Annotated in this window: 20 protein-coding genes; 14 read left to right on the top strand and 6 right to left on the bottom strand. The window is 68.5% G+C overall.

The window, feature by feature from the left end:
- Nucleotides 1-975: a LysR family transcriptional regulator gene (locus tag ACN22W_RS21355; protein WP_419689306.1), complete on the top strand. Its 975-nt coding sequence runs from the start codon at nucleotides 1-3 to the stop codon at nucleotides 973-975.
- Nucleotides 976-1,036: 61 nt separating this feature from the next.
- Here ACN22W_RS21355 and ACN22W_RS21350 read toward each other — a convergent pair whose 3' ends face one another.
- A complete protein-coding gene (locus tag ACN22W_RS21350) occupies nucleotides 1,037-2,374 on the bottom strand; it encodes an acyl-CoA dehydrogenase family protein (protein WP_419689305.1) in 1,338 nt (445 codons plus the stop codon).
- A 269-nt stretch (nucleotides 2,375-2,643) separates the two neighbouring features.
- On the opposite strand from ACN22W_RS21350, the gene ACN22W_RS21345 reads away from it, so the two are divergent.
- From ACN22W_RS21345 to ACN22W_RS21310, 8 genes are all read left to right on the top strand, one after another.
- Nucleotides 2,644-3,729 (top strand): LLM class flavin-dependent oxidoreductase, encoded by a 1,086-nt coding sequence (locus ACN22W_RS21345; protein WP_419689304.1) that lies wholly within the window; start codon nucleotides 2,644-2,646, stop codon nucleotides 3,727-3,729.
- A 20-nt stretch (nucleotides 3,730-3,749) separates the two neighbouring features.
- On the top strand, nucleotides 3,750-4,589 hold the full coding sequence (locus ACN22W_RS21340) for a class II aldolase/adducin family protein (RefSeq protein ID WP_412024663.1): 840 nt from the start codon (nucleotides 3,750-3,752) through the stop codon (nucleotides 4,587-4,589).
- A gap of 32 nt (nucleotides 4,590-4,621) precedes the next feature.
- Nucleotides 4,622-5,656, top strand: coding sequence for an ABC transporter substrate-binding protein (locus ACN22W_RS21335; RefSeq protein WP_193100663.1), 1,035 nt, complete (start codon nucleotides 4,622-4,624; stop codon nucleotides 5,654-5,656).
- A 4-nt stretch (nucleotides 5,657-5,660) separates the two neighbouring features.
- Nucleotides 5,661-6,743, top strand: a complete 1,083-nt coding sequence (locus ACN22W_RS21330; protein ID WP_412024664.1) for an ABC transporter permease — start codon at nucleotides 5,661-5,663, stop codon at nucleotides 6,741-6,743.
- Nucleotides 6,737-7,552: an ABC transporter ATP-binding protein gene (locus tag ACN22W_RS21325; protein ID WP_419689303.1), complete on the top strand. Its 816-nt coding sequence runs from the start codon at nucleotides 6,737-6,739 to the stop codon at nucleotides 7,550-7,552. Before ACN22W_RS21330 ends, ACN22W_RS21325 begins: the two co-directional genes overlap by 7 nt.
- 50 nt (nucleotides 7,553-7,602) lie before the next feature.
- Nucleotides 7,603-8,787: a c-type cytochrome gene (locus ACN22W_RS21320; RefSeq protein ID WP_419689302.1), complete on the top strand. Its 1,185-nt coding sequence runs from the start codon at nucleotides 7,603-7,605 to the stop codon at nucleotides 8,785-8,787.
- 37 nt (nucleotides 8,788-8,824) lie between these two features.
- A complete protein-coding gene (locus tag ACN22W_RS21315) occupies nucleotides 8,825-9,778 on the top strand; it encodes an ABC transporter substrate-binding protein (protein ID WP_419689301.1) in 954 nt (317 codons plus the stop codon).
- 71 nt (nucleotides 9,779-9,849) lie between these two features.
- Nucleotides 9,850-10,716, top strand: a complete 867-nt coding sequence (locus ACN22W_RS21310) for an MOSC domain-containing protein (protein ID WP_412024667.1) — start codon at nucleotides 9,850-9,852, stop codon at nucleotides 10,714-10,716.
- 122 nt (nucleotides 10,717-10,838) lie between these two features.
- On the opposite strand, the gene ACN22W_RS21305 is transcribed toward ACN22W_RS21310, so the two are convergent.
- The 4 genes from ACN22W_RS21305 to ACN22W_RS21290 all read right to left on the bottom strand — a co-directional run bounded on the left by ACN22W_RS21305 (nucleotide 10,839) and on the right by ACN22W_RS21290 (nucleotide 15,112).
- Complete coding sequence (locus ACN22W_RS21305) at nucleotides 10,839-11,327, bottom strand: hypothetical protein (RefSeq protein ID WP_419689300.1); 489 nt, start codon at nucleotides 11,325-11,327, stop codon at nucleotides 10,839-10,841.
- 272 nt (nucleotides 11,328-11,599) lie between these two features.
- Nucleotides 11,600-13,000 (bottom strand): sensor histidine kinase N-terminal domain-containing protein, encoded by a 1,401-nt coding sequence (locus ACN22W_RS21300; RefSeq protein ID WP_419689299.1) that lies wholly within the window; start codon nucleotides 12,998-13,000, stop codon nucleotides 11,600-11,602.
- A 79-nt stretch (nucleotides 13,001-13,079) separates the two neighbouring features.
- The gene (locus ACN22W_RS21295; protein ID WP_047903423.1) at nucleotides 13,080-13,751 is read right to left on the bottom strand and encodes a response regulator; all 672 of its coding nucleotides are present in this window, start codon (nucleotides 13,749-13,751) and stop codon (nucleotides 13,080-13,082) included.
- 125 nt (nucleotides 13,752-13,876) lie between these two features.
- Complete coding sequence (locus tag ACN22W_RS21290; protein ID WP_419689298.1) at nucleotides 13,877-15,112, bottom strand: multidrug effflux MFS transporter; 1,236 nt, start codon at nucleotides 15,110-15,112, stop codon at nucleotides 13,877-13,879.
- A 102-nt stretch (nucleotides 15,113-15,214) separates the two neighbouring features.
- Here ACN22W_RS21290 and ACN22W_RS21285 point away from each other — a divergent pair, with 102 nt between their 5' ends.
- The 5 genes from ACN22W_RS21285 (at nucleotide 15,215) to ACN22W_RS21265 (ending at nucleotide 22,202) form a co-directional block, all read left to right on the top strand.
- Nucleotides 15,215-16,702, top strand: a complete 1,488-nt coding sequence (locus tag ACN22W_RS21285) for a PLP-dependent aminotransferase family protein (RefSeq protein ID WP_419689297.1) — start codon at nucleotides 15,215-15,217, stop codon at nucleotides 16,700-16,702.
- Between the two features lie 217 nt (nucleotides 16,703-16,919).
- Nucleotides 16,920-18,020, top strand: coding sequence for an ABC transporter substrate-binding protein (locus tag ACN22W_RS21280; protein ID WP_048245395.1), 1,101 nt, complete (start codon nucleotides 16,920-16,922; stop codon nucleotides 18,018-18,020).
- A gap of 100 nt (nucleotides 18,021-18,120) precedes the next feature.
- A complete protein-coding gene (locus tag ACN22W_RS21275; RefSeq protein ID WP_419689296.1) occupies nucleotides 18,121-19,893 on the top strand; it encodes an ABC transporter permease in 1,773 nt (590 codons plus the stop codon).
- On the top strand, nucleotides 19,886-20,953 hold the full coding sequence (locus ACN22W_RS21270; protein ID WP_419689295.1) for an ABC transporter ATP-binding protein: 1,068 nt from the start codon (nucleotides 19,886-19,888) through the stop codon (nucleotides 20,951-20,953). Before ACN22W_RS21275 ends, ACN22W_RS21270 begins: the two co-directional genes overlap by 8 nt.
- A gap of 157 nt (nucleotides 20,954-21,110) precedes the next feature.
- A complete protein-coding gene (locus tag ACN22W_RS21265; protein WP_419689294.1) occupies nucleotides 21,111-22,202 on the top strand; it encodes a porin in 1,092 nt (363 codons plus the stop codon).
- A 159-nt stretch (nucleotides 22,203-22,361) separates the two neighbouring features.
- On the opposite strand, the gene ACN22W_RS21260 is transcribed toward ACN22W_RS21265, so the two are convergent.
- Nucleotides 22,362-23,324, bottom strand: a complete 963-nt coding sequence (locus ACN22W_RS21260; protein WP_419689293.1) for a quinone oxidoreductase family protein — start codon at nucleotides 23,322-23,324, stop codon at nucleotides 22,362-22,364.
- Nucleotides 23,325-23,340 lie beyond the last annotated feature (16 nt).

Raw genomic sequence — 23,340 nt, 5'->3', positions numbered from 1 at the left:
ATGATGCCGAATATGATGGATCGTCATGATGCACCCGAAAGACCATGCAGAACAAACATGAAAATTAGCGATATCGACGCTTTTGCAGCGGTCGTCCGCTGCCAGACCCTGAGCCAGGCCGCAGCCGAGCTCGGGATGACGCAGCCGGCGATCACGCGGCGCGTCCAGAATCTCGAGGAAGCGCTCGGCGTGATCCTGCTCGATCGCAACACGAAACCGCCGCGCCCGACCGACATCGGCCGGCGGGTATTCGAGCAGTGTCGCGCGATCCTGCGCGAAGTCGATGCGCTGCGCGAATTGACGGCCGGCGAGCAGCCGCCCGCCGGCGAATTCCGGATCGGGCTCACGCAGGGGCTCGGCGAGCTGATGCTGCCCGCGCTGATCGCGGAACTCGCCGCGCAGTGGCCGGCGCTCGCGACACAGGTCACGACCGCGTGGGGCGGCATGCTGGTCGAGCGCGTCGCCCGCCGCGAGCTCGATGCGGCGCTCGTGTTCCTCGCGCGCGAGATGGTGCTGCCGGCGCAGGTCGAAGGCGAGCGATTGCTGGCCACGCGGCTCGTCGTCGTCGGCCGCAAGGGCGACTGGCCGCGCCGCGGCTACCGACTCGCCGATTGCCATGCACGCGGCTGGGTGCTCAATCCCGACGGTTGCGGTTTTCGCGCGGGCTTGCGGCGTGCGCTCGACGCACAGGGCCTGCCGATGCCGGTCACGCTCGACACCTACGGCCGAGACCTGCAACTGCAGAGCGTCGCGAACGGCTTCGGCGTCGGGCTGATGCCGCTGCCGCTCGTCGAAGGCAGCCCGCTGCGCGATGCGCTCGACATCGTGTCGCTCGCCGATTTCAAGCCGCAGATCGATCTGTGGCTGCTGCGCCGGCACGACGCGGCCCGTTTCGACGCGCCGCTCGCGGCCGTCGCCGCGCATGCGCGCACCGCGTTCGCGTTGCCCGAACAGACGCACGGCAAGGCTGCGTGACCGTATGGGGCGGTGTCTGCATGGCATCGCCCTGTCTGCCTGCGCGGCAGCCCTGCACCGCTCACGCATCGTTTCGACCGCGTTCGCCCTCGTGGCGTGACGTCCCGCCCGCCTCACCCTTCGTTTCGCCCCGGCTCGCCGCTTCGAGCACCTCGCGCCCCGCCGCCACCGCGATCGCATCGTCCTGCGGCGTATGCACGCGGCTGCACAGCACGTCGCGATAGTGACGCTCGAGCGGGTTGCCGCGGCTCAGTCCGTGATTGCCCGACAGCTTCAGCGCCTGTTCGACCGCACGGATCGCGTGCTCGGTCACCGTCCGCTTGACGAGGCCGCTGGTCGTGACCGACGGCGCATCGCCCGCGTCGGTGCGCGCGATGTGATCGTCGAGCAGCACGCGGTTCGTATGCAGCCAGCCCTCGATTTCGCCGACCGCCTCCTGCACGCGCGGCAGCGTCGCGAGCGGCGCCCCGAGCCCGCTCGGCGCACGCGTCGTCGCGAATCCGGTCAGCCAGTCGCGCGACGCGCGTGCCACCGCGTCGTACAGGCTGCCGAGCAGCGCGACCATCCACGCCTGCTGGTCGGCCTGTGCGTCGGCATCCGCATGCGTCGCGGCGGACACGGCCCAAGCTTGCGGCGCGCGCACGTCGACCGCGTGATCGGCCGGCAGCCGCACGTCGTCGAACACGACCTCGTGGCTGCCCGATGCGCGCAGGCCGAGGTGATTCCAGCTTTCGATCACGCGGATCCGATCGCCATCCGCATCGCGGTCGCGCGGCACGAGAAACACGCCGACACGCGGCTCCGGCTCGTCGGTGCGCGCCCACACGGCCAGCCAGCGCAGTGCCGGAATCCCGGTGCTGTACAGCTTGTGGCCGGACAGCCGCCAGCCGTCGCCATCGCGGCGTGCAACGGTTTCCGGCAGACCGCCGCGCGACGGCGAACCAAGCGCGGGCTCGACGCGCAGCGCGTTGATCAGCGCGCCGTGCGCGACCGCGCTGTCGAACACCGCGCGCCGTGCCGGTGCCGGCCAGCGGTTGTCGGCGCGGCCGAGCGCGCGATGCTGCAGATACGTCATCGTCAACACCAGCGCGGTCGCCGGATCGGCGCGCGCGACGGCCGCAACGATCCGGCTCGCCTGCGCGAGCGTCGCACCGGCGCCGCCATGTTCGCGCGGCACGACCTGCGCGATCAGCCCCGCGCGATGCAGCCGCGCGAAGTTCTCGTGCGGAAAACGGCCGTCGACGTCGTTGCGGGCCGCATCGGCGGCGAGTTCGGGCGCGAGGCGGTCGAGCAGCGCGGCGACGCGCGCGGCGTCGGCAGCGTCGGCCGTGTCGGCAGGCAAGAGACGCAGCGAAGGCGGCTGCGGCGACGGCGAGGAAGCGGCAAGGCTGGCGGACATCGAGACGGATTCCCTGGGTAGTGCAAGCGCGGCAATGCCGGCCATGGCGATGATCGATCGGCACGCGATGCGCGGCGCACGATACGGCGCCAACGCGCGCCCGATCGTTCGTGAGCCCACAGCGTATGCGCACCGCGCACCCGCCCAAACCATGCAAATCTGATATTCAAATCGGGATTGATTATTTCCATTCCGCATGATCGCGGCGTTAACCTGCGCTCCATTCCTGCCCGGCCGTGCGCCGGGACGTCCCTGCACCGGAGACCCAGATGAGCGTCGAATTCATCGGCATGATCCAGAGCCAGAAGCAGTCGGAAATCCATCCGGCGTCCGGCCCCGTGGTCGATCCCGACTATGTGCGCGACTTTGCGCGCGCCCACGAAACGGCCGGCTTCGACCGGATCCTCGTGCCGCATCACTCGACCGGCCCGTCGGCGACGCTGACGATCGCGTTCGCGGCGGCCGCGACCGAGCGCATCCATTTCATGCTCGCGCATCGGCCGGGCTTCACCGCGCCGACGCTCGCCGCGCGGCAGATCGCGACGCTCGACCAGTTCAGCCGCGGCCGGCTCGCCGTGCACTTCATCTCCGGCGGCTCGGACAGCGAGCAGCAGCGCGACGGCGATTTCCTCGACCACGACGCGCGTTATGCGCGCACCGACGAATACCTCGGCATCCTGCGGCGGATCTGGACCGAAGCGCAGCCGTTCGATCACGACGGCACGCACTACCGGTTCAAACAGGGCTTTTCGGAAGTGAAGCCGTTCCAGCAGCCGCACGTGCCGATCTATTTCGGCGGCGCATCGGAAGCCGCGCTCGCGGTGGCCGGCAAGCACGCGGACGTCTATGCGCTGTGGGGCGAATCGCTCGACCAGGTGCGCGACCTGACGACACGCGTGCGCGCGGAAGCCGCCCAGCACGGCCGGCAGGTGCGGTTCTCCGTGTCGTTCCGCCCGATCCTCGCCGCGACCGAGGACGAAGCATGGGCGCGCGCGCACCGCATCCTCGACGAAACGCGCCGGCTGCGCGAAGCGGCCGGCCTCGGCGCCGGCGGCCCGCAGCAGAGCGAAGGCGCGCGCCGCCTGCTGGCCGCGGCCGAACGCGGCTCGCGGGTCGACAAGCGGCTGTGGACGGAAATCGCGAAGCTCACCGGCGCACGCTCGAATTCGACGGCGCTGGTCGGCACGCCCGAACAGGTCGCCGACGCGCTGCTCGACTACTACGACCTCGGCGTGACGACGTTCCTGATCCGCGGCTTCGATCCGCTCGAGGACGCGATCGACTACGGCCGCGAACTGATTCCGCGCGTGCGCAGCGCTGTCGCGGAACGCGACGCGGCACGGCGCGCCGCATGACGCCAACGGAGCGATACGCCATGTCCGCCGTTCTTTCCTCGCCCGTCCGCACCGCATCGGGCCTCGTGCTCGCCGACGCGCCGCGCCAGCATTTCTGGTTCGACCCGCCCGCGCCGCGCATCGACGTCGCCGCCGAACGCCGCCACCGGCAGGAGCGGCTCGCGGCCGCGTTCCGCCTGTTCGCGCGCTTCGGTTTCGCGTCGGGCCTCGCCGGCCACATCACCGCGCGCGATCCGGAGTTGCCCGACCATTTCTGGGTGAATCCGCTCGGCGTGCATTTCTCGCAGATCAAGGTGTCCGACCTGCTGCTCGTCAACGCGCATGGCGAAACCGCGATCGGCACGCGCCCGCTGAACAAGGCCGCGTTCGCGATCCATGCGGCGATTCACGACGCGCATCCGCACATCGTCGCCGCCGCGCACACGCATTCGACCTACGGCAAGGCCTGGTCGACGCTCGGCCGCCCGCTCGATCCGCTCACGCAGGACGCTTGCGTGTTCTACGAGGATCACGCGTTGTTCGACGACTTCACGGGGATGGTCGTCGACACGAGCGAAGGCGCGCGGATCGCCGATGCGCTCGCGAAACCGGACGGCACCACGCACAAGGGCGTGATCCTGAAGAACCACGGGATCCTGACCGCCGGCCCGACGGTCGAGGCCGCCGCATGGTGGTACATCGCGCTCGACAATGCCGCGCACACGCAGTTGCTGGCCGAAGCGGCCGGCACGCCGCAGCCGATCGATCACGCGACCGCGCGCCACACGCACGGCCAGATCGGCGGCCCCGAGGGCGCGCTGCATGCATTCGACAGCCTGTTCGCGCGCGTCGTCGCCGACGAACCCGACCTGCTCGACTGAGCGCCTTTCCGCACGACCGGAGACCCGACCACATGACCCGAACCACCGCACCCGCGCCCACCGACGCGCACGACGACAAGCGCCGCAGGCTGCTGCGCGCGGCCGGTGCCGCCGCGCTTGCCGCGCCGGCGATCACGCTCGGCCGCAAGGCCTGGTCCGCGCCGCCGCTGAAGAAACTCACGTTCGCGTGGAACCAGAACGCGTTCTGCCTGACGCCGATCGTCGTCGCGCAGGAACGCGGCTTCTTCGAGAAGAACGGCCTGAAGGTCGAGCTGATCAACTACAGCGGGTCGACCGACCAGTTGCTCGAATCGATCGCGACCGGCAAGGCCGATGCAGCGGTCGGGATGATCCACCGCTGGCTGAAGCCGCTCGAAGCCGGCTTCGACGTGAAGATCATCGGCAGCTCGCACGGCGGTTGCGTGCGCCTGCTCGGCGCGAAGGCGGCCGGCGTCACGACGCTGCAGGCGCTGAAGGGCAAGACGGTCGGCGTCAGCGATCTCGCCGCGCCCGGCAAGCATTTCTTCTCGATCCTGCTCGCGAAGAACGGCATCGATCCCGAGCGCGACATCACGTGGCGGCAGTATCCGGCCGACCTGCTCGGCGTCGCGGTCGACAAGGGCGAGATCCACGCGATCGCCGACGGCGACCCGAATCTCTTCCTGCTCGAAAAGCGCAGCAATGGCGCGTATACGGAACTGGCGACGAACCTGTCCGGCGAGTACGCGCGCAAGGTGTGCTGCGTGATCGGCGCGCGCGGCGACCTCGTGCGCAACGACCGGCCGTCGGCTGCCGCGCTCGCGCGCTCGATCGTGCAGGCCACCGAGTACACGCACGACAACCCGAACGAGGCCGCGAAGGTGTTCGCGAAGTATTCGCCGAAGATCAGCCCCGACGATCTGCGCAAGCTCTACGCGACGCTCACCTACACGCATCACCCGACCAACGTCGATCTGCAGCAGGAAATCGCGTTTTATGCGGACGATTTCCGCCGCATCAGCGTGCTGAAGAAAAGCACGGACCCGCAGCGCTTCGCGCAGCAGGTCTATGCGAACGTGCTGGGGTGACGCGATGTCGACGATCGAACACGCTTCCCCCGCACGCACCGCATCCGCACCCAGCGCCACCGCATCCGCGCGAGCCGCATGCACGGTGTGCGAAGCCACGCTCGCCGCCGAAGCCCGCCGTGCACGGACCTGGCCGACCGGCATCGCCGCCGCGCTCGCGTGGGCCGCGCTCGGCGCGCTCACGCAACTGTGGCCGAACCGCATCGTCGGCTTCAGCGACTGGGCGTACACGGACACGTTCGGCACGGCCGCCTGGTCGATCGGCGCGCTGCTGCTCGCCGCCGCGACGCTCGGCCATCTCGTCCCCGCCACCCGCACGCGGCTCGCACGCGTGCGTCCGGCTGGCCCGTGGCTCGTCGCGCTGCCGCTCGTGCTCGCCGCGTGGGAAATCGTCACCGCGAAAACCGGCTGGCTGCCGACGCCGTTCTTCGCGCCGCCGCAGGCGCTGATCGAGGTCTATGTCGACGACTGGCCGCGCCTCTTCGGCAGCGCCGGCAACACGCTGAAACTGCTCGCGCTCGGGTTTGCGTACGGCGTCACGGTCGGCTTCGCGGTGGGCGTGTCGATCGGCTGGTCGCGCCGGATCGGCTACTGGGTGCATCCGGTGCTGCGCGTGCTCGGCCCCGTGCCGGCCACCGCGCTGCTGCCGCTCACGTTCTACTTCTTCCCGTCGAGCTATTCGGCCGCCGCGTTCCTGATCGCGCTGTCGACCGGCTTCCCGGTCGCCGTGCTGACGTGGTCCGGCGTCGCGAGCGTCAACCGGCAGTACTACGACGTCGCGCGCACGCTCGGCGCGAACGCGCGCTTCCTCGTGCTGCGCGTCGCGATTCCGGCCGCGCTGCCGCACGTGTTCGTCGGCATCTTCATGGGGCTGAGCGCGTCGTTCACGGTGCTGGTCGTCGCCGAGATGATGGGCGTCAAGTCGGGGCTCGGCTGGTACCTGAGCTGGGCGCAAGGCTGGGCATCGTACGTGAACATGTATGCGGCGCTGATCGTGATGGCGCTGCTGTTTTCCGGGCTGATCGCGCTGCTGTTCGCGGTGCGCGACCGCGTGCTCGCGTGGCAGAAAGGAACCGTCAAATGGTGAGCACCGCCGTACTCGAACCGTCCGTTACCGCTGCGCCCATCATCACGGCGCCGCGCGGCGCGCGCATCGACATCCGCCGCGTGAGCCATGCGTTCGACGGCCCCGGCGGCCCGCTGCCGGTGCTCGACGACGTCACGCTGTCGGTCGCGGCCGGCGAATTCGTCGCGCTGCTCGGCCCGAGCGGCTGCGGGAAATCGACGCTGCTGCGCCTTGTCGCGGGCCTCGACGCCGCACGGCAAGGCACGATCGCGCAGGATGGCGTGCCGATCGAGCGCCCCGATCCGTCGCGCATCGTCGTGTTCCAGGACCCGACGCTGTACCCGTGGCGACGCGTGCGCGCGAACGTCGCACTTGGCCTCGAAGCGCGCGGCGTGGCGCGCGTCGCACAGCATCGCGTCGACGATGCGCTGGCGCGCGTCGGGCTGCAGGAATTCTCGAACGTGTTCCCGCATCAGCTATCGGGCGGGATGGCGCAGCGCGTCGCGCTCGCCCGCGCGCTCGTCAACGATCCGCGCCTGCTGATTCTCGACGAACCGCTCGGCAAGCTCGATTCGCTGACGCGGCTCACGATGCAGGGCGAGCTGACCGCGCTGTGGCAACGCGACGGGTTCTCCGCGCTGCTCGTCACGCACGATGTCGAGGAAGCACTGTTCCTCGCGCAGCGCGTGATCGTGTTCGGGCCGCGTCCCGCACGGATCGTCGCCGAATTGCATGTCGACCTGCCCTACCCGCGCCATCGCGGCGACCCGCGCCTCGCGGCACTGCGCCACGACGCGCTGCGGCATCTCGGGCTCGATGCGAGCTGGTAGATGCGGGTTGCCGTTCGACGATCGGCCGCCACGCGGCGGGCGCGCGGCCGATGAACGCGCCGCCGTTCGCCGACTGGGCGCTCGTGTTCCTGCAAGGGCTGTATCGCGCGCAACTCGCGTTGGCACGCGTGCTGCACATGCTCGGGCTCACGGGCGACGCCGACGGTCAGGCCGCGTGGCCATGGGCGCACCGCATCGCGCTCGAGACGCTGCGCATCGACGCGGGCCTCACGCGGCAACTGGCGTTCGCGCTGGCGGCGACCGCGTGTGCCGTCGTGCTCGCGTGCGTCGCGCTCGTTTCGCGCAAGGGGCGTTTCGCGTCGGCGATCGCCGCGCTGGCCGTTGCCTGGTTCGCGCCCTGGCCGCCGTCGTCGCTGTGGCTCTCGCCCGCCGTGCCGACGAGTTTCCAGCGCGATCCCGCGCCGTTTTCGGTGTCGAACGTGGTGCGCGGCGCGCATCTCTACACGCAACACTGCGCGGCCTGCCATGGCGCGGACGGCCGTGGCGAAGGGCCGCTCGCGGCCACGCTCGCGCACTGGCCGCCGACCTTCGCCGGCGCGCTGCTCGCCCGTCGCCTCGACGGCGAACTGTTCTGGCGGGTGCGCCACGGCACGCGCGACGAACACGGCGTGTCGACGATGCCCGGCTTTGCGGCCACGCTCGGCCCGCAAGACACGTGGGCCGTGCTCGACTACCTGAAGGCGCTTTCCGCGGGCAGCGGCGCGCGAGCCGAAGGCGCGTGGCCCGTGCCCGTCCCGCTGCCGACGCTCGATGTGCGCTGCGGCGACGCCGCGCCCCAATCACTCGAACACTGGCGCGAAGGCCAGCGGGTGCGCATCGTCGCGCTCGCGCCGGGCGTCGCAGCGCCGCCGGAAGACCCGCGCTGGCAGACCCTGCTCGTCACGGCACGCGGCGCATCCATGCCGCCCGCAACCGGCACGCGTGCGGCCAACTGCGTCGCGTCGACGCCCGACGCATGGCTCGCATTCGCGACGATCGCGGGCCTAGCGCCCGATGCGCTCGGCGGCACGCAACTGCTCGCCGATCGTCGCGGCTGGCTGCGGGCGCGCGCGTTGCCGGGCAGCGCCGGTTGGTCGGACGCCGACCTGCTGTGCCGCTCGGACGCCGCCGCACGGCCGGCCGCGGCGTCGGCGACCGGCGATCCGCTGACCGCGCTGCTGCTGCGCGTCGACACGGAACCCGTCCGCGACGTGCAGGCCGGACTCCCGCATTGAATTCCCGAACCCTTTCTCCGACCGACCGAACTTCACGATGAATCCGACCCGACGCCATTTCCTCGCGCAAGCGAGCGCCCTCGCCACGATCGCCGCGGCCCCGGCCGCGCTGCGCGCGCAATCGGGCACACGGCCGCTGCTGCGCGCCGGCGACCAGAAAGGCGGGCTGCGCGCGCTGCTCGAAGCGGCCGGCGAACTGAACGGCCTCGCGTACGACATCGCATGGACCGAGTTCCCGGCCGCCGCGCCGCTCGCCGAAGCGCTGAACGCGGCCGCCGTCGACTGCGGGCCGATCGGCGACGCGCCGGTGATCTTCGCGCTCGCGTCGGGTGCTCGCATCAAGGTGATCGGCGCGAACCGTTCCGATCCGTACGGCACGGCCGTGCTCGTGCAGCCCGACGCGGCGCTGAAAAGCGCGGCCGACCTGAAGGGCAAGCGCATCGGCACCACGCGCGGCTCGATCGGCCATTTCGTAACGTTGAAGGCGCTCGACGCGGCCGGCCTGCCGCCGGACGCCGTGTCGTTCCGCTTCCTGCCGCCGGCCGACACGATGCTTGCACTCGCGACCGGATCGATCGACGCGTGGGCAACGTGGGAGCCCTATACCGCGCTCGCCGAAACGAGCGGCCGCGCGCGCGTGCTCGTCAACGGCCGCGGACTGTGGTCGGGCCTCAGCTATGTCGCGGCGACCGACGCGGCGATCGCGTCGAAGCGCGACGTATTGCACGATTTCCTGTTGCGCGTCGTGCGCGCGCAGACGTGGTCGTACCGGCATGTCGACGCGTATTCCGCGGCGCTCGCGCGCATCATCGGCATTCCGCCGGCCGCCGCGAAGCTCCAGTTCGAGCGCCGCAACACGCGCTGGTTGCCGATCGACGCGACGGTGATCGCCGGGCAGCAACGCACGGCCGACTTCTACCTGAAGGCCGGGCTGCTGCGTCAGCCGCTCGACGTGCGCACGACGTTCGACACGGGCTTCCCGCTCGCGTAACCGGCCAAACGGCTTCGGCCCGATCTGGCACAATCGCGATTTGACTCTCCACGTCATTCGAAGCCAGCGCCATGCCAGCCATCAGCGAACTTTTCGTCTACCCGATCAAATCCTGTGCCGGCATCGCGCTGACGCGTGCGCAACTGCTCGAAACGGGCCTCGCCTACGACCGCCACTGGCTGATCACCGATCGCGACGGGCAGATGATCACGCAGCGCACGCACCCGCGCCTCGCGCTGATCCGCACCGCGCTCGACAGCGACGCGCTCGTGCTGAATGCGCCGGGCATGCGCGAGATCCGCACGCCGCTCGACGGCGACGCGTCGCCCGCCACGCCGAAAATGGCCGCGACCGTCTGGCGTGACACTGTCGACGCGATCGACACGGGCGCCGAAACGGCCGCGTGGCTCACCGAATTCCTCGGCACGCCGGCGAAGCTCGCCCGCTTCGGCGCCGACGCGCGCCGCGGCTGCAACCGCAAATGGACCGGCGAGATCGATACGCACACGCAGTTCGCCGACGGCTATCCGCTGCTCGTGATCGGCCAGTCGTCGCTCGACGACCTGAACGCGCGGCTCGCCGCGAAAGGCGCGCCGGCGATTCCGATGAACCGCTTCCGCCCGAACATCGTCGTGTCGGATCTCGATGCGTACGAAGAGGATTTCGTCGAGCACCTCGATACCGAAGGCGCGACGCCCGTGCGGCTGCGCCTCGTGAAGCTGTGCACGCGCTGCCCGATGCCGACGATCGACCAGGCCACCGCCGCACCCGATCCGGCATGGCCGCACGAGCCGACCGACACGATGCAGACCTATCGCGCGAATCCGAATTACGAAGACGCGCTGACGTTCGGCATCAATGCGATCGTCGTCGAAGGCGCGGGTGCGTGGCTCGAAATCGGCCAGCCGCTCGAAGCGGAGATCGGGTTCGGCGATTAACAAATCGCGAACCCGCATGAATGGCACAAGGCGCTGAATCGGAAGGCGGCGCATGCGATCGTTTACCGCAATGCGCCACCGGATTCGATTTCAGACAATGTGTCGATTGATTTCCGCTGGAATCACAGTTCCGTAATCTTTGCGTCGCTCACCGTGATCTTTTCTTCCGGATTTTGGGGATCGACGCTCGTATAACTGGCCGTTCCGGTTTTCGAACCCTGCGGAATAAGGGACGACAAATCCAGCACCGGAAACAGTGCCGGCGGGATGCCATGATACTTGTTGACGGGAATGATTCCGCCGACGTAACCATGCACGTGCAGCAAAAGCGACCGTACCAGAAGAGCGGACGCGCTTTCCTCTTCCTTTGACGGGAAGTAGGTATAGTTTCCGCCGATCGTGATTCTGGTCACGTTATTGGGCCGATGAGCCCAGACAATCGTGCCGGAGCCTTGCAGCGAGCCCGACGGATGATCCAGTTCCGGGTGGAAAGCGGCGGCAAACTGGATGGCCGGCGCATGTCCCTTTCCTGACGTGACCTGCCCACCGCTGATTCTGAATCGTTTGACGAAAATCTCCGGCAGAACTTCTTCATCGAGTGTCGTGGCCATGGCCTTTCCCTCACATAATTGTGGAAAATTACGATTCATCCCTGAATTAACGAGACGACGCCGTGCATTGAACGGCTGATTCAGCTTAGGTCGGATAATCGGAATTTGTAGCTGTTATAAATAGCAGCATGTCATGTGAGTATAAAAATACTCAATTCCATTATTGAATATCTCGATTTTATGAAATCTCGCGACTGTGCATAATGGCGCAGATAATCACCTGCGCTCCGCATATCCATCGCCATCCGGGAAACACATTCCGAAATGTGTTTCTAAAGGCTGATCGGCAGCGCCACCGTGACGATCAGCCCGCCGCCGCCCGCATCGGCCAGCGCCACCGTGCCCTGGTGCACGCGTGCGATCTCCCGCACGATCGACAGCCCGAGCCCCGTCCCTTCGACCGTCTGCGTCTTGCTGCCGCGATGAAAGCGCTCGAACACCGCGTCGCGCTCGTCGGCCGGAATGCCCGGCCCGTTGTCGATCACGTCGAGCCGTGCATGCTCGCCGTCGCGCGACACGCGCACCGTGATCACCGCACGATCGCCCGCATAGCGGATCGCGTTGTCGATCAGGTTGCCGATCATTTCGCCGAGCAGGTCGGACTGCCCATGCACGTCGACGTCGGCCTCGTGTTCGAAGCCGAGATCGATGTCGCGCGCGCGCGCGACGGGCGACCAGTCGAGCGTCACGCTGCGCGCGAGCCGGTGCAGTTCGACCGGCTTGCGCGCGACCGCGTGGCCGCTGTCCGAATCGAGCCGCGACAGCGACAGCAATTGCTGGACGATCTTCGCGGCCTGTCGCACCGCGCCGTTCGCGCGCCGCAGGTGGGCGTTCGCGCGCGGCTGCTCGTCGGGCCGCAGCGCGAGCTCGACGCCGGCCTGCACGGCCGCGAGCGGCGTCTTCAGTTGATGGGCCGCATCCGCGAAGAAGCGGCGCCGCGCGACCTGCATGCGCTGGGTGCGGCCGATGTACTGGTTGATCGAATCGACGAGCGGCGTCAGCTCGCTCGGCATCGCGCCCGTGTCGAGCGGCGTCGTGTCGTCCTCGCTGCGCGCGGCGACCGTCGCCGACAGCCGGTTCAGCGGCCGCAGCCCGCGCCCGACGCCGAGCCATACGATCCCGAGCGCGAGCACGACGAGCAGCCCTTCCTGCAGCAGCGAACCGACCAGGATCTCGCGCGCGAGCGCCTGGCGCGCCTCGATCGTCTCGCCGACCATCACCCACACGATGCGCGACTGTGCGGTCGGCACGTCGTGCACCGGAATGCGCAGCGCGGCCATCCGCAACTGCTCGCCGCGATAGACGACGTCGTAGTAGCGCGTGACGAACAGCGCGCCGTCGCCCGCGTCGCGCCCCTGCGGCAGCGGCAGGTCCGGGTAGCCGGTGATCGTGTGGCCGTTGTCCTCGCGGATCAGGTAGTAGATCTTGCCGCCGTCGCTCGATTCGAGCATTTCGAGCGCGAGATACGGCAGGTCGACCTCGATTTCGCCGTCGTTGAGCCGCACGCCTTCGCGGATCGACTTCAGCGACGACGACAGCGTGCGGTCGAACGCGACGTGCGCGGCGCTCATCGCGCGCTGGTACGTGAGCCACGAGTCGAGCGCGAGCAGGCCGAGCAGCGGCAGCAGCAGCCACAGCGCAACCTGGGTGCGCAGGTTCGGGCGGGTCACCATGCCTCCCGCCGGGCCGCCCCAAGGAAGGCATGCGCCCCCTTGGGGGGCAGCGAACGAAAGTGAGCGTGGGGGCAGTCACTCATACCGCCTTCGCTTCCAGCAGATATCCGAGCCCGCGCAACGTGACGATCGCGACGCCCGTGTTCTCGAGCTTCTTCCTCAGCCGGTACACGTAGATCTCGATCGCGTCGGCGTTGACCGACTCGTCGAGCCCGAAGATCTTCTCCGACAGCGTTTCCTTGTTGATCGCGCGGCCGTTGCGCAGGATCAGCACCTCGAGCACCGAGCGCTCGCGCGGCGTGAGCGACAGCGGTTCGCCCGCGAGGTGGAAACTGCGATCGATACTGTCATACGAAAGCGGCCCGCATTCGACCCGCGAATGCTCGTGGCCGAGGCTGCGCCGGATCAGCGCGCGGGCGCGCGCCTCCAGTTCGGTCAGCTCGAACGGCTTCGCGAGATAGTCGTCGGCGCCGAGATCGAGCCCCTTCACGCGGTCCTCGACCGACCCGTGCGCGGTGAGGATCAGCACCGGCACCGGATTGCGGCGCGCGCGCAGCCGCCGCAGCACCTCCAGCCCGTCGAGCTTCGGCAGCCCGAGATCGAGGATGACCAGCGCGTAATCCTGCGTGCGCAGCACGTGGTCCGCCGCCTCCCCGTCCGCCATGTGATCGACCGCGAAGCGCGCGGCGCTCAGCGCGTCGTTCAGCGACTGGGCCAGGTTCGGGTTGTCTTCGACGAGCAGCACACGCATGGGGAATCCGGTAAGGTCAGCGACAGGCCGCTACATTACATGATCCTTTCCATTTCGACGCCTCGCGGAAACACCTGTTGCACCGCGCCTGCGAACCCGCGCCGCGCGGTCCGGTCGACTGTCGCTCATCGCTCGGGCGCGCGACGGCTCCCTGTCGCGAAGCGCGAACCGTCGGTCACGCGACGCTCACGCAGACCGACGGCCACCGCGACGAACGCGACGCTCGCACCGACCGTGACGGCAATCATCGGGCGGGCGGTGCCGTCCGACAGCCACGCCAGCACGCCGCCGCACGCGGCCGTGATCGCCATCTGGATAAAGAAGAAGAGCCCGGACGCCGTGCCGGCGATCTTCGTGTACGGCTGCATCACCGCAAACTGGCAGGCCGGAATCGCGATCCCGACGGCAATCATCACGACGAACATCGGCACGACGAGGGCCGTCACCGCCGTGGGGGCGATCGCACCGCCCGCCCACAACACCGCGGCGCCGACCAGATTGACGCCTGCCGCCGCGACGATGACCGCATCGGCTTCCCAGCGGCCGCTGGTCCGCGCGAACAGGCTCGAACCGATCAGGTAGCCGAGCACGGTCAGGCCGAAGATCGCCGCATAGACCGGGCCGGACACGCCCATCTGCCGCTGGAACAGCGTCGACGACTCCGCGATGAACGGATAGTACGTGCAGTAAGCGAAGCTGATCGCCAGCGAATAGCGCAGGAACCGGCGCTCGCGCAGCAGGCCGGCATACGTCCGCAAGAGCCCGCGGCCCGGCACCGGCCGCGCGTCGTATTCGCGGGTCTCGGGCAGGTAGCGCAGCACCATCGCCGTCGCGACCAGCCCGCCCGCCGCAAGACACCCGAACACCCCGCGCCAGCCGCACCACTCGGCGACCGCGCTGCCGGCCAGCGGCGCAATCACCGGCGACAACGCCATGCCGGCCGAGATACGACCCAGCATCGTGGCCTGCATCGCGGTCGGAAAGCGCTCGCGCACAATGACGCGCCCGATCACCGTTCCGCTGCAGCCGCCCAGCGCCTGGAAAATGCGTGCGGCGATGATCGCCGGGATGCTCGTCGACAACGCGCAGGCAACGCTCGCGATCGCGTAGATGCACAGGCCGCCGACGAGTACCGGACGGCGTCCGTACCGATCGGACAACGGCCCCGACACCAGCATCGACAACGCATAACCGACCATGTAGAGCGTCAGCGTGAGCTGCAACTGGGCATCGGTGCCGTGCAGCGCGTCGGCCATCGCGGGCAGCGACGGCAGGTAGGCATCGATCGTGACCCGCGGCAGGCATACGACGAGCATCAACAGGAACAACCAGCCCCACTGGGGCAATAAACGCGTCTTCATGCGGTGAGTCCGTCTTCGGTCGGATAGGTGGGGTCGACAGCAATCTAAGGGGAAAGTGATATAAGCTGAAGGACCATTAAATCGAACACCGACTGGACCACTATGCCGCGAGGCAAAGCCGCGATTCCGCTTGATCTGCCGCGCCCTTCCGGGCTGTCGACCGGCAGCCCGCAGTCGAAGCAGGCGTGCATTGCCGACGCGATTCGCGACGCGATCCTGAAGCGGCTGCTGCCCGGCGACAGCCCGCTGCCGTCCAGCCGGACGCTTGCCGCGCGCTGGAGCGTCGCGCGGGGAACCGTCGAAGCGGCGTACGACCTGCTGTGCTCCGAGGGCTACATTGCGCGCACGCGCGGCTCCGGGTCGCGGGTCTGCGCGATGGTGCCGGACAGCTATCTGCGCGCGGCCGCGCAGCCGCGTCACGGCGGCGCCGATCGCCCCGACACGCCGAGCGCGTCGGCGGGCACGACGGACACGGCCGAGCCGGAACATGGCGTGCGCCCCGGCGTCCCGTTCGTCGCGCGGCTCGCGGATCCCGGCCTGCTGCCGATGCAGCAATGGAAGAAGGCGCTCGGCGCGAGCCTGCTCGCCGCGACGGCGAACGACCTCGGGGCGACGCCGTCGCAAGGCGTCGAAAGCCTGCGCGCCGAAATCGCCGCGTACCTGCGGGAATACCGCGGCATTCCGTGCGAAGCCGGCGACATCTTCATCACGACCGGCATCCGGCATTCGATCGATCTCGTCGCGCGAACGGTGCTCGCGCCCGGCGCGACGGTGCTGATGGAAGATCCGGGTTATGCGTCGGCCTGGCAGATTTTCACGATCGCGGGCGCGACCGTGATCGACGTGCCGGTCGATCGAGAAGGGATCGACACGGCATCGCTGGATCGCCATCCGGATGCGCGCGCGGCCTACGTGACGCCCGCCCATCAGGCACCGCTCGGCGTCACGATGTCGGTGTCGCGCCGGCTCGAACTGCTCGACTGGGCGCAGCGCAACCGGGCATGGATCATCGAGGACGACTACGACGGCGAATTCAGTTACCAGACCGCCCCGCTGCCCGCGCTGAAATCGCTCGACGCATGCGATCGCGTGATCTACTGCGGCTCGTTCAACAAGACGCTGTTCTCGGGGCTGCGCATCGGCTTCATGGTCGTGCCGACGGAATTGCGGCCGATGCTGGCGGCCGTGTGGCACGCGACCGCACGCTCCGTCGGCGTGGCGCCGCAGCTTGCGCTGGCCCGCTTCATCGCGCACGGCGATTTCGCGAAGCACCTGCGCGCCAGCCGCCACGCGTACCGCCAGCGGCGCGACATCGTGCTCGACCAGTTGGCGAAGCACGCCGGCGGGCGGTACACGGTGTCGGGCGAGCACGCGGGATTTCATTTCGTGCTGTGGCTGCCGCCCGGGATGGACGACGCGTCGTACGTCGCGCAGGCGCACGCGGCCGGCGTCACGTTGCAGGCGATCCGCGGATTCTGCCGAAGCGCCGAGCGCGAAGCGGGTGTCGTCGTCGGCTATTCGGCACTGACGGCCGCGCACGCGCGGCACGGCGGCCGGATCCTCGGAAAGCTGCTGGCGCAATCCGCCTAGCCGTCTTCGGCATCGTTGCCGCGCCCGTCGGCAACGCACTTCCCTCCCTTTTCAAACCGTGTCGCGCGCCGCGAAAACCGCGGCCGCCGTCGTTTCGACCTCGGGAAATCCATGACACAAAGGACGCGATTGTGAACGGAAATGAAAGCAGGCTGAAAGTGCCTCGCAATTAACATCCGCGTCACTCGAACAACACCGATACGTACTGGAGGAAGACATGTCGTTTGCACCGAAGACCCTCGCCGCCGCGCTGGCGGTCGTTCTGGGCACTGCCGCCGGCAGCGCCGCCGCGCAGGTTCCGGCCGGGTATCCGGGTAACTACCAGGGCGTGATCGACGCCGCGAAGAAGGAAGGCAAGCTGATCGTCTACTCGACGACCGACACGGGCCTCGTGCGTCCGCTGATCAAGGACTTCGAAAGCCTGTACGGCGTGAAGGTCGAGTACAACGACATGAACAGCACCGAGCTGTACAACCGCTACATCAGCGAGAACGCGGCGAGCAGCACCAGCGCCGACGTGCTGTGGAGCTCGGCGATGGACCTGCAGGTCAAGCTCGTCAACGACGGCCTGATGGCGTCCTACGATTCGCCCGAAAGCCCGAACCTGCCGCAATGGTCGCAATATCAGAAGCAGGCGTACGGCACGACGTTCGAGCCGCTCGCGATCGTCTACAACAAGCGCCTGATTCCCGAGAACGAAGTGCCGACGACGCGCGCCGACCTGATCAAGCTGCTCACCACGCAGGGCGACAAGTTCAAGGGCAAGGTCACGACCTACGACATCGAGAAATCGGGCGTCGGCTTCAACTACCTGACGCAGGACGCGCACGTGAACGAGAAGGTCACGTGGGAACTCGTGCGGGCGATCGGCGCGACCGGCCCGAAGCTGCAGTCGAGCACCGGCGCGATGATGGAGCGGATCTCGTCGGGCGAGAACCTGATCGGCTACAACATCATCGGTTCGTATGCCTATGCGAAGGCGAAGAAGGACAAGTCGATCGGTTATGTGTTTCCGAAGGACTACACACAAGTCGTGAGCCGCCTCGCCACCGTGTCGAAGAAGGCGAAGAATCCGAACGCCGCGAAGCTGTGGGTCGACTACCTGCTGTCGAAGCGCGGCCAGACGCTGATCGCGAACCAGGCGAACCTGTACGCGATCCGCGCGGACGTCACGGGCGAAACGTCGGCCGCGAGCCTGTCGAAGGAACTCGGCGATTCGCTGAAGCCGATCCAGATCGGCACCGGGCTGCTCGTCTATCTCGACCAGTCGAAGCGGCTTGCGTTCCTGAAGCAATGGCAGCAGTCGATCAAGCGCTGATCCGCTGATTGCCGGCCGCCCGCCGCATCTGGCGCGGGCGGCCCCTTCCCCTTACCGACTTCCTAAAGGCGGCCATCCGGATGGCCGCAGGGGCGAACTCATGCTTTCAACCAGCACACGCGGAACGGCGCCGGCCGTTCCGCCCTCTACCGGCCAGAGCAGCGCGATCCCCGCGCTGCCGGTCAACAGCCTGCAGCCGCTCGCCGGCATGCTGCGCTGGATCGTCGTCGCGGTGCTGACCATCGCGGTCGCGCTGCCGCTCGGTTTCATCCTGTTCCAGAGCCTGTTGTCCGCGCCATTCTTCGATGCGAACAAGACGCTCGGCATCGAAGGTTTCCGCTTCATCTTCAGCGATCCCGACTTCTGGTCGGCCGTGAAGAACTCGTTCATCATCGCCGGCGGGATGCTGTTCATCTCGATCCCGCTCGGCGGCATCCTCGCGTTCCTGATGGTGCGCACCGACCTGCCCGGCCGCCGCTGGCTCGAACCGCTGCTGCTCACGCCCGTGTTCGTGTCGCCGATGGTGCTCGCGTTCGGCTACGTGGTCGCGGCCGGCCCGGTCGGCTTCTACTCGGTGTGGTTCAAGGAACTGTTCGGGGTCGCGAACGTGCCCTGGAACGTGTATTCGATCTTCGCGATCACGGTGATCGTCGGCCTCACGCACGTGCCGCACGTGTACCTGTACTCGTCGGCCGCGCTGCGCAATCTCGGTTCCGACGTCGAGGAAGCCGCGCGCGTGACGGGCGCCCGCCCGTTCCGCGTCGCGCTCGACGTGAGCCTGCCGATGACGATGCCCGCGCTGCTGTTCGCCGGCGTGCTCGTGTTCTTCCTCGGCTTCGAAGTGTTCGGGCTGCCGCTCGTGCTCGGCGATCCGGAAGGCCACCTCGTGCTCGCGACCTACCTGTACAAGCTGACCAACAAGCTCGGCGTGCCGTCGTATCACCTGATGGCCGCGGTCGCCGTGTGCATCGTCGCGATCACGTTCCCGCTCGTGCTGCTGCAGCGCCGCCTGCTGAAGACCGCGAACCGTTTCGTCACCATGAAGGGCAAGGCCGGCCGCGCGACGGTGCTGCCGCTCGGCGTGTGGCGCTGGGTCGCGCTCGCGATCGTCGCGCTGTGGCTGATGCTGACCGTGATCGTGCCGATCTCGGGCATCGTGCTGCGCGCGTTCGTGACCAACTGGGGCGAAGGCGTGGCGCTCGCCGAGGTGCTGACGCTGTCGAACTTCATCGAGCTGTTCGAGCAGGACAACCTCGTGCGCGCGATCGTCAACACGCTCGGCATCGGCGTGATCGGCGGTGCGCTCGCGGTCGGCTTCTACTCGCTCGTCGCGTTCGCCGGCCACCGCCGCCACGACTGGGCGACGAAGCTGCTCGACTACATCGTGCTGCTGCCGCGCGCGGTGCCCGGCCTGCTCGCCGGCCTCGCGTTCCTGTGGATCTTCCTGTTCGTCCCCGGCCTGCGCGAACTGAAGAACTCGATGTGGAGCATCTGGATCGCGTACACGGTCGTGTGGCTCGCGTACGGAATGCGGCTCATCCAGAGCGCGCTGCTGCAGGTCGGCCCCGAGCTCGAGGAAGCCGGCCGCAGCGTCGGCGCGACGCGCAGCCGCGTGTCGCTCGACGTGACGCTGCCGCTCGTGCGTTTCGGCCTGCTCGCCGCGTGGCTCCTGATCTTCATGATCTTCGAGCGCGAATACTCGACGGCCGTCTACCTGCTGTCGCCCGGCACCGAAGTGATCGGCGCGCTGCTCGTGTCGCTGTGGGCGACCGGCGCCGTCGACCAGGTCGCCGCGCTCTCTGTCATCAACATCGCGATGGTCGGCGTCGGACTCGGCGTGGCCCTGCGTTTCGGAGTGAAACTTCATGGATAAGCTCATCGTCGACGACCTGCATCTCAGCTATGGCGTCAATCCGATCCTCAAGGGCGTGTCGTTCGAACTGAAGGCCGGCGAAGTCGTCTGCCTGCTCGGCGCGTCGGGCAGCGGCAAGACCACGCTGCTGCGCGCGGTGGCCGGCCTCGAACAGCCGTCCGACGGCCGCATCCAGCTCGACGACCGCGTGTTCTTCGACGGCGCGCGGCGCGTCGACCTGCCCGTCGAGCAGCGTTCGCTCGGCCTCGTGTTCCAGTCGTACGCGCTGTGGCCGCACCGCACCGTCGCCGACAACGTCGGCTACGGGCTGAAGCTGCGCCGCGTCGCACCGGCCGAACAGAAGCGCCGCGTGCAGAGCGCGCTCGACCAGCTCGGCCTCGGCCATCTCGCGGAACGCTTTCCGCACCAGTTGTCGGGCGGCCAGCAGCAACGCGTCGCGATCGCACGCGCGCTCGTCTACAACCCGCCGGTGATCCTGCTCGACGAGCCGCTGTCGAATCTCGACGCGAAGCTGCGCGAGGAAGCGCGCGCGTGGCTGCGCGAGCTGATCGTGTCGCTCGGGCTGTCGGCCCTGTGCGTGACGCACGACCAGACCGAAGCGATGGCGATGTCCGACCGCATCCTGCTGCTGCGCAACGGCCGCATCGAGCAGGAAGGCACGCCGGCCGAGCTGTACGGCGCGCCGCGCTCGCTGTACACGGCGGAGTTCATGGGCAGCAACAACCGGATCGACGCGCGCGTCGCCGCGATCGACGGCGAATGCGTGACGCTCGCCGGCGACGGCTGGGAAATCCGTGCGATGGCACGCGACACGTTCGCGCCGGGCCAGGACGCGCAGGCCGTGATCCGTCTCGAACGCGTGCAGGTGACCGACGGCCCGGGCGCGAACCGGCTGCAGGCCGACCTCGTCACGTCGATGTATCTCGGCGACCGCTGGGAATACCTGTTCCATTGCGGCGACATGCGCCTGCGCGCGTTCGGCAACGTGCCGCGCGCGGCCGGCAAGCACTGGATCGAATTCCCGACCAACGACTGCTGGGCGTTCGCGAAAGCGGGCTGACCCGAGCGCGGCGGCCCGCGTGCCGCCGCGCATGCACTGCGCGCGCCCCGCCGTGCGATGACTTGCATGACCGGCGAACGTCTTCAGGCGTCCGTCGCGGGCTGCCGCGCGCCGCATCCGTTTCACCCAACCCACAAGAACCAAGGAGACACCGTCAATGAAGTCACGCGCAGAACGTTCGATTCGTACAGTAGTCCTCACGGGCTCGGCCGCCGCGGCCTGCATCGCCGCGCCCGCCGCGCACGCGCAGTCGTCGGTCACGATGTACGGGATCATGGATGCCGGCATCGAATTCGCGAACCACGCGGCGCCGGAGGGCGGCAATTCGGTCAAGCTCAAGTCGGGCAACAAGAACACGTCGCGCTGGGGCCTGCGCGGCGTCGAGGATCTCGGCGGCGGGCTGAAGGCCGTGTTCCGCCTCGAAAGCGGGATCGATCTCGCGAACGGCGCGTCGGACGACGGCCCCGACTCGATCTTCGCGCGCCGCGCGACGGTCGGCCTGAAAGGCAAATGGGGCGAGCTGTCGCTCGGCCGCAACTTCACCGTCACCTACGACTACATGCTGCCGTTCGACCCGATGGGTTACGCGCAGAACTACTCGTGGGCGACATCGTCGATGGCGACGGGCGGCCGCAAGGACGGCATGTTCACGCGCTCGTCGAACGCGGTGCGCTACGACGGCGAATTCAGCGGCTTCAAGTTCGGCGCGCTGTACGGCTTCGGCAACGTGCCGGGCAGCGTGAAGACCAGCTCGAAGTACGACATCGCGCTCGGCTACGAGACCGGCCCGTTCGCGGCCGTGGTCACGTTCGACCGCCAGAACGGCGCGGCCGACAGCGTCACGCCGGCCGACACGGTCAACTACATCCAGGGCATCCACGCGGGCCTGAGCTACGACTTCGGCAACCTGAAGACGATGGCCGGTTATCGCAATTACAAGCGCACGTTCCGCACCACGGCGGCAAACCAGCTGAGCGACATGGCCTGGATCGGCGGGTCGTACCAGTTCACGCCGACGTTCTCGCTGATCGCGGCCGTCTATCACCAGAACGTCAAGGGCGGCACGGATGCCGATCCGACGCTCGTGTCGCTGCGTGCGCAGTACGCGCTGTCGAAGCGCACGGTGCTGTACGCGGCCGGCGCGTTCGCGATCGCGAAGCACGACCAGAAGGTCGGCGTGTCGCGCGATTTCAACGGGTACGGCACGACGCAGGTCGGCGTCACGGCGGGGATTCAGCAGCGGTTCTGAGCCTGATGCGGCGGGCGGCGACGGGCGTCTTTCGCGCGCGGCCGCCCTGCTTTCGCCCCACGCGCGGCGGCTTCACGACGGATGACGGCGTGTCGCCGCGCGGCTCGACCGTCGTGCCGTATCCGGCCCGCCGCGATCCGACCGCGATTCAACCGCGGCTCAGTCGCCGCGCATCGTGAACACCGTGCGCACGAGGCTGTTTGCATCGCCCCAGTGTTCGCCGACCGCCGACAGCGGCACGGTACGCGTATCGATTGCCAGCCGCGCCGGCCCGGCCGCGTCGAACACGCCGCGCACCGAGTCCAGCAAACGCGGCAGCGATACGCTGCCGATGCCGCTGCCCATCAATTCGATTGCGGTCGCGCGCAGCACCGCACCGGGCAACGACACGTCCGCGCCGCCGATCGAGCCGATCTGCACGAATCGCAGCCGGCGCCCATCGGGCGTCGCCTTCGCCGCGGCAACCAGCAGCGTCTGCGCGCTGGCACCCCACAAGTAGTCGAGCACGACATCCACGCCCGCGCGGAAATGCGGTTCGAGCGCACGCGCCAGATGCGCATCGTCCTGCTGCAGCGACACGACGGCGTCCGCACCCGCGTTCAGCAAGGCGTCCAGCGCAGCCGCGTTGCGGCCCGTCGCGATCACTCTTGCAGCACCGAGATGCTTCGCGATCCGCACCGCCAGCCGCCCCGACGTCCCCGTCGCACCGTTGACGAGCACCGTCTCGCCCGCGACGAGCCGCGCGCGTTCGGTCAGCGCGGCCCACGACGACATCCCGGGAATCGCGATCGCCGCGGCCGTGACATCGTCGAGCGCGTCCGGCAGCGGCACGCACCGCGCGTCGGGCGCGATCGTGCGCTCGGACATCGCGCCGAACGGCGCGGGCGCACCGAAGAAATAGACGCGCTGCCCGTCGTCGAGGCGGCCAACGCCATCGACGCCGACGACGAACGGATAGCCTCCGTCCGACGAGTAATGCGTGCCGGACGCACGCGCCTGCGCGATCCGGCTCAGCGCGGACGCCGTCACGTCGATCAGACGGTGGCCCGGCATCGTGCGCGGCGCTTCGAATTCCATATGGACGGGACGCTCGCCGGCGCCCGTCACGACTGCAGCTTTCATCTTGGCTCCTTGAATC

The organism is Burkholderia theae (genome assembly GCF_048565265.1).
Lineage (GTDB): Bacteria > Pseudomonadota > Gammaproteobacteria > Burkholderiales > Burkholderiaceae > Burkholderia > Burkholderia theae.
The sequence above is the reverse complement of the archived record's forward strand: the minus strand, read 5'-3'. Positions and strand labels throughout refer to the sequence as shown.